Here is an 18156-nt window from a genome sequence, read left to right as displayed (position 1 = left end):
ACCGCCGCCGTCGACGGCTTCAAGAAAGACCCCTCGGAATTCGTCGGCCGCCTCCTCCCCGAACTCATCGGAACCAAAGGCGCCGGACTCGCCCGCAGCGGGCTGCGGATGGGGCTCAAGACCGGGGCGAAGGAAGGGCTGGAGAACGGGGCGCGCAGGGCGGTCACGAAGGAGCCGCACGCCCGCACGGAGCCCCCGCGCGAAAAGGTCGAGATCGACCCGAGCGACCCGATCGACCTCGTCACCGGCACGATGTATCTGCCGCAGACCGACATCGTCCTGCCCGGCACGCTCCCCGTGGTCTTCACCCGCCGCCTGGAATCGGGTTCACGTCTCGGCCGCTGGTTCGGACCGTCGTGGACCTCGTCCTTCGACCAGCGCCTCGAGATCGATTCCGAGGGCGTCATCCTCGTCACCGATGACGGCCTGCTCCTCACGTACGCGCATCCGGCGCCCGGCGTCCCGACCCTGCCCGAGCACGGCAGCCGCCGCTGGCCCCTGGACCGCGTCGACGGCGGCTACACGGTCAACGACCCGCTCTCCGGCCGCACTTGGCACTTCGCCGACCGCGCCGAGGGGGCCGCGGCCCTGGAGCAGATCGACGACCGCAACGGCAACTGGATCTCCTTCGAGTACGACGCCGAGGGCACCCCGCTCGGCATCGCCTCGTCCGCCGGACACCGTCTGAAGGTCGCGGTGGCGGGCGGCCGGATCACCGCCCTGCGGCTGGCCTGCGCGGGCCCCGACGGCACCGATCAGGAGATCAAGCGCTACGGCTACTCCGAGGGCGGTGACCTGACCGAGGTCTACAACTCCTCGGGCCTGCCGCTGCGGTTCGCGTACGACGACCGCGGCCGGGTCACGTCCTGGACCGACAGCAACGACCGTTCGTACACCTACGCGTACGACGACCGGGACCGCTGTGTCGCCGAAGGCGGCGAGGCCGGGCACATGGCGCTGCGCCTGTCGTACGACGACGTGGACGCCACGACCGGGCACCGCGTCACGACGGCGACCACCGCGGAGGGTCACACCCGCCGCTATCTCATCGACGACCGCGGTCAGGTCGTCGCGGAGACCGACCCGCTGGGCCACGTCACGCGGTTCACGCGGGACGCCCAGGGGCGGGTGCTCACCCGGACGGACCCGCTCGGCCATGTCACGCGACACGTCTACGACGAGAGCGGCAACACCGTCGCGACCGTGCTGCCCGACGGCCGGGAGATCACCGCGGAGCACGACGCGTTCGGCGCGGTCACCCGGGTGCGCGGAGCCGACGGCAGCACCACCCGCCACACGTACGACGCGCGCGGCAACCGCACCTCCACGACCAGCGGCCCCGGCCTGACCACACGCTACGCGTACGACGAGGCGGGCCGCCTCACCTCCGTCACCGATCCGCTCGGCCACGTGACCACGGTCCGCTGCGACCGGGCGGGGCTGCCGGTGGAGATCACGGACCCGCTCGGCGCCGTCACCCGCTACGCGCGGGACGCCTTCGGCAGGCCCGTGGCGCTGACCGATCCCACCGGCGCGGTGACCCGGCTGGAGTGGACGGTCGAGGGCCTGCCTTCCCGGCGGATCGCCCCCGACGGCAGCTGCGAGTCCTGGACCCACGACGGCGAGGGCAACTGCACCTCCCACACCGACCCCGTCGGCGGCACCACCCTCTTCGAGTACACGCACTTCGACCTGCTCCGCGCCCGCACCACACCCGACGGGGTGCGGTACGAGTTCACGCACGACGCCGAGCTGCGCCTCACCCGGGTCACCGCCCCCCAGGGGCTGACATGGACCTACGCCTACGACGCGGCCGGGCGCCTGACGTCGGAGACCGACTTCGACGAGCGCGACGTCGTCTATGCCTACGACGCCGCCGGGCGCCTCACGGCCAGGACGAATGCCCTCGGCGAGACGACGCTCTTCGAGCGCGACGCCCTGGGCCGGATCGTGCGCAAGGACGCGGCCGGCCGCGTCACGACCTACGCCTACGACCTGACGGGCCGGCTCGCCGAAGCCGTGGGCCCCGACGGCAGCCGGGTGACGATCCTGCGCGACCAGTACGGCCGGGCCCTCTCGGAGACCGTGGACGGGCACGAACTGCGGTACACCTACGACGAGTTGGGCCGCCGCACCGGCCGCACCACGCCGACCGGAGCGAGGTCCGCGTGGTCGTACGACGCCGCGGGCCGCCGCGTCGGCCGGTCGGCCTCGGGGCGCGCCATCGATGTCACGTACGACGCGGCGGGCCGCGAACTGACGCGTGGCATGGGCGACTTCCTCACCCTGGAGAACACGTTCGACCCGATGGGCCGGCTCACCGCCCAGTCGGCGACGGACGCGGCCGGGCACACGGTTCAGCGGCGCGGCTACACCTACCGCGCCGACGGCTGCCTCACCCAGCTGGACGACCACCTCGACGGCACCCGGCGCTTCACCCTCGACGCCGTCGGCCGCGTCACCGCGGTGCGCGCGGCCGACTGGGCCGAGACCTACGCGTACGACGCGGCCGGAAACCAGGCGAGCGCCTCATGGCCCACCACCCACCCCGGCCACGAAGCCACTGGTGAACGCGCCTACAGCGGCACCCGGATCACCCGCGCGGGCAGCATCCGGTACGAGCACGACGCGTTGGGCCGCATCACGCTGCGGCAGAAGACCCGGCTGTCCCGCAAGCCCGAGACCTGGCGCTACCGCTGGGACGCGGAGGACCGCCTGACCGAGGTGACCACACCCGACGGCACGGTCTGGCGCTACACCTACGACCCGCTGGGCCGCCGTTCGGCCAAACTCCGGATGAGCGCCGATCTCGCGGACGTGGTCGAGCACACGCGGTTCAGCTGGGACGGCGACACACTCTGCGAACAGACCACACGCACCGCGGACGCGCCGAACCCGGTCACCCTGACCTGGGAGCACGAGGGCCTGCGCCCGATCGCGCAGACCGAACGCGTCCTCACGTCCGATGACACGCAGAGCGAGATCGACGCGCGCTTCTTCGCCATCGTCACCGACCTCGTCGGCACCCCGCGTGAACTCGTCGGGGAGGACGGTGAGATCGCCTGGCGCACCCACAGCACCCTGTGGGGCACCACCACGTGGAACAGGGACGCCTCCGCGTACACGCCGCTGCGCTTCCCCGGCCAGTACTTCGACCCCGAGACGGGGCTGCACTACAACCACTTCCGGCACTACGACCCGGCGACCGCCCGCTATCTGAGCCCGGACCCGCTCGGCCTGACCCCGGCGCCGAACCCCTCCACGTACGTGGCGAACCCGCACGTCTGGACGGACCATCTGGGCCTCGCCCCGGACTATGTGCCGATCTATCGCACGCCGAAGGGGGCACACGCGGAGCACGAGCTGGCCCACGGCCCGGACCCGGCCAACCATCAGCCCGGCGTCGACATCGGCGGCGGCGTGATCTCCGACGGAAAGATCTACTTCGGTGAGCGCGCCGTGGCCGCCGAGTACGCGGGCCCGACGGGCGCGAACTTCGCCAAGGGCATGGTGAAGTATGAGATGCATCCATCCTTCCTGGACGAATTCGGTGAGCACGCGAAGATCCACGACTACAAGGGGCCCAACGGCGCCCCGCGCCTCGAATTCGAGATCCCGGTCGAAAAACTCGACAGATTCAACGAACTCACCCAGGGCCGCAGCTGGGTGTCCATCTATGGAGGACCGAAGTGACATTCCGCAACCATGAGGAGCTCGACGTGACCGTCGTCGGGGTGGCCCCCGTCGGCGCGCGGGTGGACGCGGACGGCACCCCCGGCTTCATCGACCAGGTCAAGCACCCCTCCTGGTGGGACGAGAACGTGGCCCCGCCGAAGGAGGGAGACTCCCTCCACGTCGTCGTCCTCGACGCCGACCGGGAACCTCCCCGCTTCAGCGCGCTCCAGGACGACATCGACATCGCGCGCCGACTGCGGCACAACACCTGACGCCTCGCCGGTCACGGCGCGGCCGCCCCGTGCTCAGGGAGCGTCGGCCTGCGACACCCCCTGGGCCACCTGGCCCACCGCGTCGATGACTCCCTGCCCGAACTCGGTCGGGGCGATGAGCAGTCCGAAGACGAAGACGAGAGCCACCGTCGTCCACTGATCCGCCCTGCTCCGGGCCTGCACGCGCCGACGGATGCGGACGTAGATGATGACGGCGAGCAGGAGCGCCACGTTCAGCGTCAGGATCATGAACCACTGCCCCCCATCACGGCCTGCCTAAGCGGTGCGCAGCTGCATGACAGCACGGGGCCCCGCCCGGACGAAAGTCCGCAATCACCGCAAGAGATCAGTTTCGGCCGCGCGCCCCGCGAAGGGCCGCCGCCCCGGCGTCACCCGAGAAACGACAGCCGAACCTTGCGCTGCGGGTTGTCGCGGTTCGTGTCCACCAGGCACACCGACTGCCACGTGCCCAGTTCGAGCCCGCCCCCGACCACCGGCAACGTCGCGTGCGGCGGCACGATCGCCGGGAGGACGTGGTCGCGGCCGTGGCCCGGGGAGCCGTGGCGGTGCTGCCAGCGGTCGTCGGCGGGGAGCAGGGTGTGCAGGGCCGCGAGGAGGTCGTCGTCGCTGCCGGCGCCGGTCTCGATGACGGCGATGCCGGCCGTGGCGTGCGGGACGAAGATGTTGAGGAGGCCGTCGCGGTCGCCGGCGACCTCGCGCAGGAAGGACTCGCAGTCGCGGGTCAGGTCGACGATCTGTTCGGCGGAGCCGGTGGTGACGTTCAGGACACGGGTCGTGAAGGCATCGGACATGGGGCCATTGTCGCCCACGTGACCCGCGCGTGCCCCGCGTCGGCCGCCCGGCAGGTGACACGGAAGGTCCAGCCGGTGAGACGCCATTGACCGCGTGTCGACAAACTGGCTACGTTCTGCCGCATGTTGCGTTCAGCTCTGCTCACCACGCGCGGTCACATCGACCTGCTGCGGGTGGCTTCCGCCGCGTGTCGTCGCGGCCACTGACGCCTTCTCCGCGCTTCTTCCACCGCTTCGCGCCCTTCCGCGCCTCGCGTTCCTGACCTCTTCTCTTCCGCCCCGCTCCGGCACGCCTGCGCGCCGGCGTGCCGCTGACGCACGCCCGCTGACGACGCCGGGGCGCACCCTCCCCTGCCGTGGAGTGCCATGAGCATCAGTCATGCCCCGCCGCCCGCGTCCGCGTCCGCCGCCGGCCCGTCCTCGACGGCCGACTCGCCGCGCCCCGGCCCCGAACTCGTTCCGCTCGTCCCGTCCTCCACCCGCCGCACCCGCGTCCCCCGCTGGCTGCGCCGCGCATCCGGCCCGCTCTTGCTGCTCGCACTGTGGCAACTCCTCAGCTCCACAGGAGTGTTGACCCCCGAGGTGCTCGCGTCGCCGGGCACGATCGCGCGGGTCGGACGTGATCTCGTCGCCGACGGGTCACTGCCGTCCGCGATGGGGGTCTCCCTGCAACGCGTCGCCGTCGGGCTGCTGTTCGGCCTGGTCGTCGGCACCGGGCTCGCGCTCGTCTCCGGCCTGTTCCGGGCCGGAGAGGATCTCGTCGACGCCAGCGTGCAGATGCTGCGCACCGTGCCGTTCGTCGGGCTGATCCCGCTGTTCATCATCTGGTTCGGCATCGGCGAGGCGCCGAAGATCGCCATCATCACGCTGGGCGTGTCCTTCCCGCTGTACCTGAACGTCTACGCCGGCATCCGGGGCGTCGACGCCCAACTCATCGAGGCCGGAGAGTCGTTGGGGCTCAGCCGGTGGGGTCTCGTACGGCACGTCGTGCTGCCGGGCGCACTGCCCGGGGCCATGACGGGCCTGCGCTACTCGCTCGGCATCGCCTGGCTCGCGCTGGTCTTCGCCGAGCAGGTCAACGCGGATTCCGGCATCGGCTTCCTGATGGTGCAGGCGCGGGACTTCCTGCGCACGGACGTCATCGTCGTCTGCCTGATCGTCTACGCGTTCCTCGGCCTGCTCGCCGACTTCGTCGTCCGCTCCCTCGAAAGGCTGTTGCTGCAATGGCGACCGACGTTCACCGGCCGGTGACCCCCACCGCCGCGACGGGTTCCGCCGTACGTGTCGAGGGGCTCACCCGCTCCTTCGACGGGCGTGCCGTCATCGACGACCTTCAACTCGACGTGCGGCCGGGCGAGTTCGTGGCTCTGCTCGGACGCAGCGGCTGCGGCAAGTCGACGCTGCTGCGCATCCTCGCCGGGCTCGACCGTGACATCGAGGGCACCGTCCTCGTGCCGCGCCGCAAGGCCGTTGCGTTCCAGGCACCCCGCCTCATGCCGTGGAAGAGGGTGTGGCGCAACGTCCTCCTCGGACTCCCCGGCAAGCCCGAACGGCCCGTCGCCGACCGGGCGTTGGCGGAGGTCGGACTCACGCACCGGACGAACGCCTGGCCCAAGACGCTCTCCGGCGGCGAGGCCCAGCGCGCCTCGCTGGCCCGCGCCCTGGTGCGCGAACCCGATCTGCTGCTGCTCGACGAGCCGTTCGGCGCGCTCGACGCCCTGACCCGCATCAAGGCGCAGCGCCTGGTCGGCGAGTTGTGGCAACGCCGGGGATGCGCCGTCCTGCTGGTCACGCACGACGTGGAAGAGGCGGTGCTCCTCGCCGACCGTGTCCTCGTGATGGACGGCGGCGTGATCGCGTACGAGACCCGTGTCGATCTGGAGCGGCCGCGTGACCTCACCGACCCGCGCTTCACCGAACTGCGCGCGGAGTTGCTGCACCACCTCGGGGTCGACGACGCCCCGCCGAACGAGGCCGGGGCCACGCAGCAGTCCGCCGCATAGACGCGTAGACGCGTAGACCAGCCGCCTCCCCAACCACCCTCCCCCTGAACGGACTTGTCATGCGACGCCCTCTTCTGCCCGCCCTGCTCGCTCCTCTCGCCCTGCTTCTCACCGCCTGCTCCGGCGCCTCCTCCGCCAGTACGACGACCGGTGGCGGCAGCGACGGGAAGGGCTCCCTCACGCTCAACGTCGGTGACCAGAAGGGCGGTTCGGAGGCCGTGCTGCGGGCCGCCGGTGAACTCGACGACCTCGGCTACAAGATCCGCTGGTCCACGTTCACCTCCGGCCCACCGCTCCTCGAAGCCGTCAACGCGAAGGCCGTCGACATCGGCGGCGTCGGCAACACCCCGCCCGTCTTCGCGGCCGGCGCCGGATCGAAGATCAAGGTGGTCGCGGCCAGTCACGGTACGGCGAAGGGCGACACGATCCTCGTACCGAACGACTCGAAGCTCAGCGGCACCGCCCAGCTGAAGGGCAAGGCGATCGCCGTCGCCCAGGGCTCGTCGGCGCACTACCAACTCGTCGCGTCCCTCAAGAAGGCCGGGCTCGCGCTGAGCGACGTCAAGGTCAAGTACCTCCAACCGGCCGATGCACTGGCCGCGTTCACCAGCGGCAAGGTCGACGCGTGGGCGGTCTGGGACCCGTACACCTCGCAGGTCCTGCGCGGCAAGCAGGGCCGTGTCCTGACCGACGGCGACGGGATCACCAACGGGCTCGCGTTCCAGGTCGCCGCGCCCGCCGCCCTCGCCGACAAGAAGAAGTCCGCCGCGATCAAGGACTACCTGGAGCGGCTGCGACGCGCCCAGGACTGGGTCTACAAGCACCCCGACGCGTGGGCGAAGGTCTGGGCGAAGGAGACCGGGCTGCCGTACGAGGTCGCGCTCGACGCCGTCCACCGCACCAACGGCACCCGGGTGAGCGTCGCCGTGGACAAGGGGGTGATCGCCTCCGAGCAGCAGATCGCCGACACGTTCACCCAGTTGAAGCTGATCCCGCGCAAGGTCGACTTCTCGACGTTCGTCGACACCCGCTTCAACGGCGAGCTGCCGCCGTCCTCGACCGCACCGCGCACCTACGGCAAGGAGTCCTGACACCATGACCGTCTCTCTGCACTGGTTCCTGCCGACCGGCGGCGACGGCCGCACGCTCGTGGACCGGCACGCCTTCTCCGCGGGTGCGCTGGAGCGGACCGCTGGTGGCGCGATCGCCGGGGTGCGCGCACCCTCCCTCGACTATCTGGTCCAAATAGCCAAGGCGGCCGAGCAGTTGGGCTTCGAAGCGGTCCTGACGCCGACCGGCACGTGGTGCGAGGACGCGTGGCTGACGACGGTCGCGCTCGCCCAGCACACCGAGCGGCTGAAGTTCCTCGTGGCGTTCCGGCCGGGCGTGATCTCGCCGGTGCTCGCCGCGCAGATGGCGTCGACGTATCAACGCCTCACGAACGGGCGGCTGTTGCTCAACGTCGTCACCGGTGGCGACTCGACCGAGCAGCGTCGCTACGGCGACCACCTCGACCACGACCGCCGCTACGCGCGCACCGACGAGTTCCTCTCCGTGGTGCGCGGCGTGTGGAACGGTACGGCGCGCAGCCCGTACGACTTCGCCGGCGAGCACTACCGGATCGACGAAGCGTTCTCGGCGCTGCCGCCCGACCCGCTGCCGCAGATCTTCTTCGGGGGTTCGTCGGCCGCGGCCGGACCGGTCGCGGCGCGGCACACGGACGTCTATCTGACGTGGGGCGAGCCGCCGCAGCAGGTCAAGGAGAAGATCGACTGGATCCGCTCGCTCGCCGAGCGGGAGGGGCGGACCGTGCGGTTCGGGATCCGGCTGCACACGATCTCGCGCGACTCGGCGCGGGACGCGTGGACGACGGCGGACCGGCTCCTCGACGACCTCTCCCCCGAGACCGTGGCGGCCGCGCAGGCGGCGCTCGGGCGCAGCGAGTCCGTGGGGCAGCAGCGGATGCTCGCCCTGCACGGAGGCAAGCGCGAGGGCCTGGAGATCTCGCCCAATCTCTGGGCGGGCGTGGGCCTGGTGCGCGGCGGGGCCGGCACGGCACTGGTCGGCAGCCACGCGGAGGTCGCGGACCGGATCGAGGAGTACCACGCGCTCGGCGTCGAGCACTTCGTGCTCTCGGGTTATCCGCATCTGGAGGAGGCGTACTGGTTCGGGGAGGGCGTGATCCCCGAACTGGCGGCGCGCGGGCTCCTGACGTCCGTCGCGGCGCGGGGTGGCGCTCCGTTGCTGGTGGCGGGCGGGCGCTGAGCCCGGCACGGCGTACGGGAAGATCTCGGACCCCGGTCGAGTTAGTAGAAACGTGAACGACATCGGGGTACGAGACAGCGCCGCGGCGGCGGACGAGCGGCAGGTCCGGCGCGTGGACGTGGTGGTCATCGGTGCCGGGCAGGCCGGCCTGTCCGCCGCCCATCACCTGCGCCGCTCCGGATTCGAGCCGGAGCGCGACTTCGTCGTCCTCGACCACGCGCCCCGGCCCGGCGGCGCCTGGCAGTTCCGCTGGCCGTCGCTGACGTACGGCAAGGTGCACGGGATGCACTCGCTTCCCGGCATGGAACTGACCGGCGCCGACCCGGCCCGTCCGTCGTCGGAGGTCATCTCCGAGTACTTCACCGCGTACGAGGAGACCTTCGATCTGCGCGTGCGGCGCCCCGTCGACGTACGGGCCGTCCGGGAGGCCGACGGCGGGCGACTGCGGGTCGAGACCTCGGACGGCGTGTGGTCGACGCGTGCGCTGATCAACGCGACGGGCACCTGGGACCGGCCGTTCTGGCCGCGCTATCCGGGCCAGGAGACGTTCCGCGGGCGGCAGTTGCACACCGCGCAGTACCCCGGGCCCGAGGAGTTCGCCGGGCAGCGGGTGGTCGTGGTGGGCGGCGGCGCGTCGGGGACGCAGCATCTGATGGAGATCGCCCCGTACGCCGCCTCGACGACCTGGGTGACGCGCCGGCCGCCGGTCTTCCGCGAGGGCCCGTTCACCGAGGACTGGGGCCGGTCGGCGGTCGCGATGGTGGAGGAGCGGGTACGGGAGGGGCTGACGCCGCTGAGTGTCGTCTCGGTGACCGGGCTCCCGGTGAACGACGCGATCCGCGAGGCCCGAGCGAACGGCGTCCTGGACCGGCTCCCCCTGTTCGACCGGATCACGCCGACGGGTGTGGCCTGGAACGACGGGCGCGAGATCGAGGCCGACGTGATCCTGTGGGCCACCGGTTTCCGGGCGGCGATCGACCACCTGGCACCGCTCAGACTGCGCGAGCCGGGCGGCGGCATCCGTATGGAGGGCACGCGCGCGGCGCTCGATCCGCGGGTGCATCTGGTGGGGTACGGCCCGTCGGCGAGCACCATCGGCGCGAACCGTGCCGGGCGGGCTGCCGTCCGGGAGGTGCGCAAGCTTCTGGCCGGGGAGCCGGCGGGCGTCCCCGCGGTCTGACCCCGGCGCGTGAGGGCGCGACGGCCTGCGCCGCGCCCGATGACCACCCCGGGTCAGCCCGCGGCTTTCGCCTGGTTCTTGTTGAACTCCGCGACGTTGCGCTGCTGCTCCGCGAAGTCCGCGGTGAAGCGGGTGTCGCCCGGCTTGACCGTGACGAAGTACAGCCAGTCGCCCTGCGCCGGACTGATGGCCGCCTTCAGCGCCTGCTCCCCCGGGTTCCCGATGGGTGACGGCGGCAGCCCCATGCGCGCATAGGTGTTGTACGGGCTGTCCAGCTTGGTGTCCTTGTCACTGGTGGCCAGCGTCGAGCGGCCGAGCGCGTAGTTGATGGTGGAGTCCATCTGCAGCGGCATGCCGTGCTCGAGCCGGTTGTAGATGACGCGGGCGACCTTGCCCATGTCCTGCGCGTTGTCGGCCTCGGCCTCGACGATGCTCGCGATGGTGACCGTCTGGTAGAGGTTCATCGCATCGCGGTCGGCACCCGCCGTCGTCTTCGCACCGCCGCCGTACTTCTTGTTGGCCGTGTTCACCATGTACGACAGGACGGACTGCGGTGTCGACTTGTCGGTCAGCGGATACGTCGCCGGGAAGAGGTACCCCTCGGGGTTGCCGCCCGCGTCACCCGGAAGCTTGAGGCCGGCCTTGGGCACGGCCTTCTTCGTGGTGCCCGCCGGCAGTTCGAGCGCCTTGTCCACGGCGTCGTAGATCTGCCCCGAGCGCCACCCCTCCGGGATGGTCAGTGCGGTGGGCCGCCCGTCGTCGCCGCCGGCCAGCGCCAGCGGAACCGCGACGGCGGTGGCCGCCACGACGGCCCCGGTCGCCATCAGGGCGACGCGCCCGCGGCGCGTGAGTCGGATGGTGCTCCGTCGCGGAGTCTCGTTCAGCATGCGGGAACGGTAACCCGCACATCGGGGCATTCCCGGCATATCTTCATGTCGGACGCCCGCACCGGCCCCGGGTGGGCCAGTGCCCTGGACGGCAGGTGCGACCTGACCCCGGGCGGGCCGGTACCTGGTCGGCGCGTGCACCCCCGGGCTCGCTCAGGCCGCCGTCTCCAGCTGCGTGTCACGCTGGACAAGTGCCGCGTACCGGCCGCCGCGGGCGAGCAGTTCCTCATGGGTGCCGCGCTCGGCTATCCGTCCGGAGTCCAGGACGACGATCTGGTCGGCGCCGCGGACGGTGGACAGGCGGTGCGCGATGGTGAGCGTGGTGCGGTCTGCCGAGAGGGCGTCGATCGCTTCCTGGACGGCGTGCTCGGTCCGGGTGTCCAGGGCGCTGGTCGCCTCGTCCAGGATCAGGATCGGCGGGTCGCGCAGGATGGTCCGGGCGATCGCAAGGCGCTGCTTCTCGCCTCCGGAGAACCGGTGGCCGCGCTCGCCGACCACGGTGTCGTACCCGTCGGGCAGGCCGGCTATGTGGTCGTGGATCTGGGCGGCGCGGGCAGCGGCGTACAGCTCCTCGTCGGTGGCCTCGGGCTTGGCGAACCGGAGGTTCTCGGCGACCGAGGCGTGGAAGAGGTACGTCTCCTGCGAGACGACACCGACGGCGCGGGCCAGGGTTTCGAAGTCCAGGTCGCGCACGTCGACCCCGTCGACCGTGACGCGGCCGCCGGTGACGTCGTACAGGCGCGGCACCAGATAGCTGAGCGTGGACTTGCCGGAGCCGGTCGGGCCGACGACGGCGAGGGAGCCGCCGGCGGGGATCGTCAGGTCGATGCCGTCGAGGATGGGCGCCTGGCGCCGGTCCTCGGCGTCGTAGCGGAACGCGACGTCCTCGAAGCGGACCTCGCCCTTGATGGTGTCGAGCCGGACCGGGTCCTCCCGCTCGGTGATGTCGACGGGCAGGTCGAGGTACTCGAAGATGCGCTGGAACAGGGCGAGCGAGGTCTGGATCTGGACGCCGGTCTGCAACAGGCTCACGGTCGGCCGGAACAGGCCCTGCTGGAGCGAGACGAACGCGACCAGCGTGCCGATGGAGACGCTCGGGCCCCCCATCTGGAAGGCGATGCCCGCGGCCCAGTAGATGACGGCGGGCATGGCGGCCATGACGATGCTGATGACGGCCATGCGCCAGCGCCCCGCCATGCTCGACCGGACTTCCAGGTCGACGAGCTGGTCGGACTCGTCGGCGAACGACTTCGTCAGGGAGTCGGCGCGGCCCATGGTGCGACCGAGCAGGATGCCGCTGACGGAGAGCGACTCGGTGACGGTGGCGGCCATCGCGGCCATCTGCTTCTGGCGCTGCGTGGCGATCTTCTTGCGCTCGCGGCCCACGCGGCGGGCTATCCACACGAAGACCGGCAGCAGAAGCAGGGAGACGACCGTCAGGCGCCAGTCGAGGGCGACCATGGCGACGATCGTGGCGACGACGCTCGTCAGGTTCGAGACGAGGGAGGTCGCGGTGGAGGTCACGGTCGCCTGCATGCCGCCGATGTCGTTGGCGATGCGGGACTGGACCTCGCCGGTGCGGGTCTTGGTGAAGAAGGCGAGCGACATGCTCTGCAGGCGTCCGTAGACGGCGGTGCGCAGGTCGTGCATGACGCGCTGGCCGACCGTCGTCGAGATCAGGGTCTGCAGGACGCCGAAGACGCTGGTGACGACGGCGCTGACGATCATGCCGAAGGCGAGCAGGCTGAGCAGCCCGGTGCGGCCCTCGGGGATGGCGACGTCGAGGATCTCCTTGAGCAGGAACGGCGTCGCGACCGTGACCAGCGAGGCGGCGGCGACCAGCAGCCCGACGAGGGCGAGCCGGCCGCGGTAGGGGCGGAACAGGGACAGGATGCGGCGGATCTGCCGCGGCTGACCCGATGTCGTGGCATCGGGGGGCGGCGTCCAGTCGATTTCGTCGCGGCGCATGAGCCTCCTAGGCAGGGAAAGGGTACGGCGCGAGCCCGGCGGACAGCAGCCGGGTTCGACCTTGAGGAGCATAGTGCATTGTTACCTATACTCACAATGCACGAGGTCCTGATATTGTTCCCGGCATGAGTACCCCGGACGCCGACGGCTTCCTCGCCGAGCAGCTGCTGCGGCTCACCCGCCGCCTCCAGCGCATCCAGAAGCGCCAGCTCGAGCCGGTCGGGATCACGCCCGCGCAGTCCCGCCTGCTGCGCACGCTGGTGCACTACGAGACCCCGCCGCGGATGGCCGATCTCGCGCAGCGCCTGGAGGTCGTGCCCCGCGCGGTGACCAGCACCGTGGACGGTCTGGAGGCGGGCGATCTGGTGCGCCGCGTGCCCGATCCGAGCAATCGCCGCGTCATCCGCATCGAGCTGACCGAGAAGGGCCGGGCCGCCCTGCGGGAGCTGCGCAGCGCGCGCCGCGCGGCGGCAGAGGAGATCCTGGCACCGTTGGACGCGGAGCAGCGCGCGCAGCTGACGGTCCTGCTGAACGCGCTGTACGAGTCCCCCCGCACACCGGAGTGCTGACCGCGAGCAAGGAGAGGCCATGCCGCTGCTGGAGCCGAAGCCGCAAGCCCTGCGTCCCGCGTCCCGCCCCTCGGGCCCGGCGCCCGACCGGGTCGCGGACCGGCAGGCCGGCGGCACCGCCGAGCCGCTGCGCTCCGAGCTGACGGCCCTGCTGGGCGCGGACAAGGTCCTCACGAAGGTCTCGGACCTGGTCCGGTACGCCTCGGACGCGAGCCCGTACCGGTTCGTGCCGCAGGTCGTCGTGGTCGCCGAGGACATCGACGACGTGTCGGCCGTGCTGTCGTACGCGCACGGCAAGGGCCGCGAGGTCGTCTTCCGCGCGGCGGGCACGTCGCTGAACGGGCAGGCGCAGGGCGAGGACATCCTCGTGGACGTCCGCAGGTTCTGGTCGGGCGTCGAGGTGCTCGGCGACGGCGAGCGGGCCCGCATCGGCCCGGGCACGACCGTCGTGCGGGCCAACGCGACGCTCGCGCGGCACGGCCGGGTGCTCGGCCCCGACCCGGCGAGCGCCATCGCCTGCACCCTCGGCGGCGTGGTGGCGAACAACGCGTCGGGAATGACGGCCGGCACGACCCGCAACTCCTACCGGACGCTCGCCTCGCTGACCTTCGTCCTGCCCTCGGGCACGGTCGTCGACACGGCCGACCCCGACGCGGACGAGCGGCTGGCGCATGCCGAACCGGCGCTCTGCGAGGGCCTGTTGGCGATCAAGCGGGAGATCGAGGCGGACGCGGAGCTCACGCGCCGGATCCGCGCCAAGTACGAGATCAAGAACACGAACGGCTACCGGCTCGACGCCTTCCTCGACGGCGACACCCCCGTGCGGATCCTGCGCGGCCTGATGGTCGGCTCGGAGGGGACGTTCGGGTTCATCTCCGAAGTCGTCTTCGACACGCTGCCGTTGGACCGGAAGGTGTCGACGGCGCTGCTCTTCTTCCCGACCCTCACGGCGGCCGCCGCGGCGGTGCCCGTCTTCAACGAGGCGGGGGCGCTGGCCGTGGAGCTGATGGACGGCAACACGCTGCGCGCGTCGGTCAGTGTGCAGGGCGTGCCACGTGACTGGGCCGAGCTGCCGAAGGAGACGACGGCGCTGCTCGTGGAGTTCCGGGCGCCGGACGAGGAGCGGCAGGCCGCCTACGAGGAGGCGGCGGCGAAGGCCCTCGAGAACCTCGAACTCGTCGCGCCGGTGCCCTCGGTGACGAACGTGTTCACGCGGGACGCGAAGACGATCGCGGGCTACTGGAAGGCGCGCAAGGCGTTCGTCACGGCGGTCGGCGGGTCCCGCCCCTCGGGCACGACGCTGATCACGGAGGACTTCGCGGTGCCGCCGTCGCGGCTCGCGGAGGCGTGCGAAGCCCTGTTGGAGCTCCAGACGCGGCACGGGTTCGACGCCGCGGTGGCGGGTCACGCGGCGCACGGGAACCTGCACTTCCTGCTGGCGTTCGACGCGGCCGAGCCGACGGACGTCGACCGGTACGCGGCCTTCATGGACGACTTCTGCCGGCTGACGGTCGAGCGGTTCGACGGCTCCCTGAAGGCCGAGCACGCGACGGGCCGCAACATCGCGCCGTTCCTGGAGCTCGAATGGGGGCCGCGGGCCACGGAGTTGATGTGGCGTACGAAGCAGGTCATCGACCCGGACGGGGTCCTCGCGCCCCGGATCGTGCTCGACCGCGACCCGAAGGCGCATCTGCGCGGCCTCAAGACGATCCCCAAGGTGGAGGCGATCGCGGACCCGTGCATCGAGTGCGGCTTCTGCGAGCCCACCTGCCCCAGCGAGGACCTGACGACGACACCGCGCCAACGGATCGTGCTGCGCCGGGAGATGATGCGCCAGCCGTCCGGTTCGCCGGTCGAGGACGCGCTGGTCGACGCGTACGGCTACGACGCGGTGGACACCTGTGCCGGGGACTCCACGTGCAAGCTGGCCTGTCCGGTCGGCATCGACACGGGCGCCTTCATGAAGGGCTTCCGGCACGCGCGGCACACGCCCCGCGAGGAGAAGGTGGCGGCGCTCGCCGCGAAGAACTTCAAGGCCGTCGAGGCGTCCGCGCGGCTCGCCGTGGCGGCCGCCGACAAGATCAGCGACCGGCTGCTGACCTCCGTGACGACCGCCGCGCGCAAGGCGATCCGGCCGGATCTCGTGCCCGAGTGGCTGCCGGAGATTCCGGGTGCGGCGGCCCGCAGGCTTCCGCGCACCGCGCGGGTGGGTGCCACGGCGGTCTACTACCCGGCGTGCGTCAACCGCATCTTCGGGACGCCGGGCGACCTGTCGCTCCCGCAGGCCGTCGTCGCGGTGTCCGCCCGCGCGGGAAAACCGGTGTGGATCCCCGAGGACGTCGCGGGGACGTGCTGCGCCACGATCTGGCACTCCAAGGGCTACGACGAGGGCAACACGGTGATGGCGAACCGGATCGTCGAGGCGGCCTGGGGCTGGACCGCGGGCGGCCGCCTCCCCCTCGTCGTCGACGCGTCGTCGTGCACGCTCGGCATCGCGCACGAGGTGGTGCCGTATCTCACCGACGACAACCGGGAGTTGCACCAGGAGCTCACCATCGTGGACTCCCTGGTGTGGGCCGCCGATGAGCTGCTGCCGCGGCTGACCGTGGAGCGCACGATCGGCTCCGCGGTGCTCCATCCGACCTGTTCCATGGAACACCTCGGTGACGTCGCGCAGTTGAAGGCCGTCGCCGAGGCGTGTGCCGACGAAGTGGTCATCCCCGACGACGCGGGCTGCTGCGCGTTCGCGGGCGACCGGGGCATGCTCCACAAGGAGTTGACCGAGTCCGCGACCCGCAAGGAAGCCGCGGAGGTCACGTCCCGCTCCTACGACGCGTATCTGTCGGCGAACCGGATGTGCGAGGTCGGCATGGATCACGCGACGGGCCGCTCGTACCACTCCGTCCTCGTGGAGCTGGAGCGGGCGACGCGCCCGTCCCGCTGACCGCCGGCGCCCCTGCGCCGAAAGTCCAACTCCTCGGCCTCTTCCGTCCCTTGCGCCCGTTGTTCATCACCTCCAAGGTGGCTGCCGTTTGCCCGGCACCGCACCCACCACCTTGGAGGTTCGATGCACGACAACGACGACCGGACGCGGCACTTCGGCGCGGAGGACCCCGTACCGACCGACGGCGGCCATTCCCGGCGTGACGTTCTGCGCACGGCTGGTGTCGCGGGGGCAGGTCTCGGCCTCGCCGCATTCGGCTCAACCACCGCACAGGCAGCGGAACCTGACGCGCAGTCGACGGACACCGCGTCCGCACCCGTCCGGCAGGGCGCGACCATGGCCGGGGTGCCCTTCGAGCGGCGCTCCACGGTCCGGGTCGGGATCATCGGGCTCGGCAACCGCGGCGGGAGCATGATCGACCTGTTCCTGGCGATGCCGGGGGTCCAGGTCGTGGCGCTGTGCGACCCGGTGAAGGACAAGACGGAGCGCGCGGCGGCGAAGGTGACGGCCGCGGGCCAGGCGGCTCCGGCCACGTACACCAAGGGCGACCACGACTTCGAGAACCTGTGCAAGCGCGGCGACCTCGACTTCGTGTACGCGGCGACGCCGTGGGACTGGCACTTCGAGATGGCGAGGACGGCGATGCTGAACGGCAAGCACGTCGGCGTCGAATGCCCGATCGCGCTCCGACTCGACCAGCTGTGGGAGCTGGTGGACCTCTCGGAGCGCACGCGCAGACACTGCATGCAGCTGGAGAACTGCTGTTACGGCCGCAACGAGATGCGGGTCCTGCGGATGGCGCACGCGGGCAAGTTCGGCCGGCTCCTGCACGGTGCGGGGGCGTACAACCACGATCTGCGCGGCCTGATGTTCGACCCCGACTACTACGAGGGCCCGTGGCGGCGGCTGTGGCACACGCGGCTGCGCGGCGACCTCTACCCGAACCACGGCTTCGGCCCGGTCGCCAACTACATGGACATCAACCGCGGCGACCGCGTCACGCACATCTCCAGCTTCGGCACACCGTCGCTCGGCCTCGCCGAGTACCGGGCGGCCCACATGCCCAAGGACGACCCGAGTTGGAAGGAGACCTATATCGAGTCGGACCGCACGATCAGCCTCGTCCAGACGGCGAAGGGGCGGGTGATCCGCCTGGAGCACGACGTCAGCACCCCGCACCCGTACTCGCGGATCAATCAACTCGGCGGCACCAAGGGCGTGTTCGAGGACTACCCCGCACGCATCTATCTCGAGCCGGACCAGACGGACGACGCCTGGGGCGACTTCGCCCAGTACGCCGACTGGGACCACTGGCTGTGGAAGGAGCACGCCAACCCGCCGGGCGGGCACGGCGGCATGGACTACATCATGGTGTACCGCCTGATGCAGACGATGCGCCTCGGTCTCGTACCGGACTTCGACGTGTACGACGCCGCGACCTGGACGTCACCGGTGCCGCTGAGCCATCTGTCGATCAAGGCGAACGGCGCGCCGCAGCAGATCCCGGACTTCACGCGCGGCGAGTGGCGCAAGAAGCGCGGCGGCGTCGACTCGGAGAAGCCCGCCGAATCCTGAGCGGCG

The 18156-nt window shown here is 71.2% G+C and carries 15 protein-coding genes; 11 read left to right on the top strand and 4 right to left on the bottom strand.

The window, feature by feature from the left end:
• On the top strand, positions 1-3693 hold a 3693-nt coding region (locus tag AB0L37_RS17865; RefSeq protein WP_365505621.1), incomplete at its 5' end, for a DUF6531 domain-containing protein.
• Positions 3690-3947: a hypothetical protein gene (locus AB0L37_RS17860; RefSeq protein ID WP_365505618.1), complete on the top strand. Its 258-nt coding sequence runs from the start codon at positions 3690-3692 to the stop codon at positions 3945-3947. The genes AB0L37_RS17865 and AB0L37_RS17860, both read left to right, overlap by 4 nt.
• Positions 3948-3980: 33 nt before the next feature.
• Here AB0L37_RS17860 and AB0L37_RS17855 read toward each other — a convergent pair whose 3' ends face one another.
• Both AB0L37_RS17855 and AB0L37_RS17850 read right to left on the bottom strand, forming a co-directional pair.
• Positions 3981-4196: a hypothetical protein gene (locus AB0L37_RS17855; RefSeq protein WP_365505615.1), complete on the bottom strand. Its 216-nt coding sequence runs from the start codon at positions 4194-4196 to the stop codon at positions 3981-3983.
• A gap of 140 nt (positions 4197-4336) precedes the next feature.
• Positions 4337-4759 carry a YjbQ family protein gene (locus tag AB0L37_RS17850; RefSeq protein WP_365505612.1) on the bottom strand — a complete coding sequence of 141 codons (423 nt, stop codon included), beginning with the start codon at positions 4757-4759 and terminating at the stop codon, positions 4337-4339.
• A 123-nt stretch (positions 4760-4882) separates the two neighbouring features.
• On the opposite strand from AB0L37_RS17850, the gene AB0L37_RS17845 reads away from it, so the two are divergent.
• The 6 genes from AB0L37_RS17845 (at position 4883) to AB0L37_RS17820 (ending at position 10207) form a co-directional block, all read left to right on the top strand.
• Positions 4883-4966 (top strand): putative leader peptide, encoded by an 84-nt coding sequence (locus AB0L37_RS17845; RefSeq protein WP_365505671.1) that lies wholly within the window; start codon positions 4883-4885, stop codon positions 4964-4966.
• 159 nt (positions 4967-5125) lie between these two features.
• Positions 5126-6010, top strand: a complete 885-nt coding sequence (locus AB0L37_RS17840; RefSeq protein ID WP_365505609.1) for an ABC transporter permease — start codon at positions 5126-5128, stop codon at positions 6008-6010.
• Entirely contained in the window at positions 5983-6762 is a 780-nt protein-coding gene (locus tag AB0L37_RS17835) for an ABC transporter ATP-binding protein (RefSeq protein WP_365505606.1), read from the top strand. The genes AB0L37_RS17840 and AB0L37_RS17835 overlap by 28 nt, the downstream gene beginning before the upstream one ends.
• 59 nt (positions 6763-6821) lie before the next feature.
• The gene (locus AB0L37_RS17830; RefSeq protein WP_365505603.1) at positions 6822-7853 is read left to right on the top strand and encodes an ABC transporter substrate-binding protein; all 1032 of its coding nucleotides are present in this window, start codon (positions 6822-6824) and stop codon (positions 7851-7853) included.
• Between the two features lie 4 nt (positions 7854-7857).
• Entirely contained in the window at positions 7858-9027 is a 1170-nt protein-coding gene (locus tag AB0L37_RS17825) for an LLM class flavin-dependent oxidoreductase (protein ID WP_365505600.1), read from the top strand.
• Between the two features lie 52 nt (positions 9028-9079).
• Positions 9080-10207 (top strand): NAD(P)-binding domain-containing protein, encoded by a 1128-nt coding sequence (locus AB0L37_RS17820; RefSeq protein WP_365505598.1) that lies wholly within the window; start codon positions 9080-9082, stop codon positions 10205-10207.
• A gap of 53 nt (positions 10208-10260) precedes the next feature.
• Here the strand turns inward: AB0L37_RS17820 and mltG are convergent, their stop codons facing one another.
• Together mltG and AB0L37_RS17810 are read right to left on the bottom strand one after the other, a co-directional pair.
• Positions 10261-11094, bottom strand: a complete 834-nt coding sequence (gene mltG / locus AB0L37_RS17815) for an endolytic transglycosylase MltG (RefSeq protein ID WP_365505595.1) — start codon at positions 11092-11094, stop codon at positions 10261-10263.
• Positions 11095-11247: 153 nt separating this feature from the next.
• On the bottom strand, positions 11248-13062 hold the full coding sequence (locus AB0L37_RS17810; protein WP_365505593.1) for an ABC transporter ATP-binding protein: 1815 nt from the start codon (positions 13060-13062) through the stop codon (positions 11248-11250).
• A 125-nt stretch (positions 13063-13187) separates the two neighbouring features.
• On the opposite strand from AB0L37_RS17810, the gene AB0L37_RS17805 reads away from it, so the two are divergent.
• From AB0L37_RS17805 to AB0L37_RS17795, 3 genes are all read left to right on the top strand, one after another.
• Complete coding sequence (locus tag AB0L37_RS17805; RefSeq protein WP_365505590.1) at positions 13188-13631, top strand: MarR family transcriptional regulator; 444 nt, start codon at positions 13188-13190, stop codon at positions 13629-13631.
• Positions 13632-13650: 19 nt separating this feature from the next.
• Positions 13651-16575: an FAD-binding and (Fe-S)-binding domain-containing protein gene (locus AB0L37_RS17800; protein WP_365505587.1), complete on the top strand. Its 2925-nt coding sequence runs from the start codon at positions 13651-13653 to the stop codon at positions 16573-16575.
• A 123-nt stretch (positions 16576-16698) separates the two neighbouring features.
• Positions 16699-18150 (top strand): Gfo/Idh/MocA family oxidoreductase, encoded by a 1452-nt coding sequence (locus AB0L37_RS17795; protein WP_365505585.1) that lies wholly within the window; start codon positions 16699-16701, stop codon positions 18148-18150.
• Positions 18151-18156: the final 6 nt, after the last annotated feature.

Source organism: Streptomyces sp. NPDC052225, assembly GCF_040679615.1.
In the GTDB taxonomy this organism is placed as follows: Bacteria; Actinomycetota; Actinomycetes; order Streptomycetales; family Streptomycetaceae; genus Streptomyces.
This window is presented reverse-complemented; position numbering and strand designations above follow the sequence as displayed.

What these genes read in the sequence shown, in the direction of transcription:
- AB0L37_RS17855 (WP_365505615.1), bottom strand. Translation starts at nt 4,196, where the DNA reads ATGATCCTGACGCTGAACGTGGCGCTCCTGCTCGCCGTCATCATCTAC.
- AB0L37_RS17850 (WP_365505612.1), bottom strand. Translation starts at nt 4,759, where the DNA reads ATGTCCGATGCCTTCACGACCCGTGTCCTGAACGTCACCACCGGCTCC.
- AB0L37_RS17845 (WP_365505671.1), top strand. Translation starts at nt 4,883, where the DNA reads ATGTTGCGTTCAGCTCTGCTCACCACGCGCGGTCACATCGACCTGCTG.
- AB0L37_RS17840 (WP_365505609.1), top strand. Translation starts at nt 5,126, where the DNA reads ATGAGCATCAGTCATGCCCCGCCGCCCGCGTCCGCGTCCGCCGCCGGC.
- AB0L37_RS17835 (WP_365505606.1), top strand. Translation starts at nt 5,983, where the DNA reads ATGGCGACCGACGTTCACCGGCCGGTGACCCCCACCGCCGCGACGGGT.
- AB0L37_RS17830 (WP_365505603.1), top strand. Translation starts at nt 6,822, where the DNA reads ATGCGACGCCCTCTTCTGCCCGCCCTGCTCGCTCCTCTCGCCCTGCTT.
- AB0L37_RS17825 (WP_365505600.1), top strand. Translation starts at nt 7,858, where the DNA reads ATGACCGTCTCTCTGCACTGGTTCCTGCCGACCGGCGGCGACGGCCGC.
- mltG (WP_365505595.1), bottom strand. Translation starts at nt 11,094, where the DNA reads ATGCTGAACGAGACTCCGCGACGGAGCACCATCCGACTCACGCGCCGC.
- AB0L37_RS17810 (WP_365505593.1), bottom strand. Translation starts at nt 13,062, where the DNA reads ATGCGCCGCGACGAAATCGACTGGACGCCGCCCCCCGATGCCACGACA.
- AB0L37_RS17805 (WP_365505590.1), top strand. Translation starts at nt 13,188, where the DNA reads ATGAGTACCCCGGACGCCGACGGCTTCCTCGCCGAGCAGCTGCTGCGG.
- AB0L37_RS17800 (WP_365505587.1), top strand. Translation starts at nt 13,651, where the DNA reads ATGCCGCTGCTGGAGCCGAAGCCGCAAGCCCTGCGTCCCGCGTCCCGC.
- AB0L37_RS17795 (WP_365505585.1), top strand. Translation starts at nt 16,699, where the DNA reads ATGCACGACAACGACGACCGGACGCGGCACTTCGGCGCGGAGGACCCC.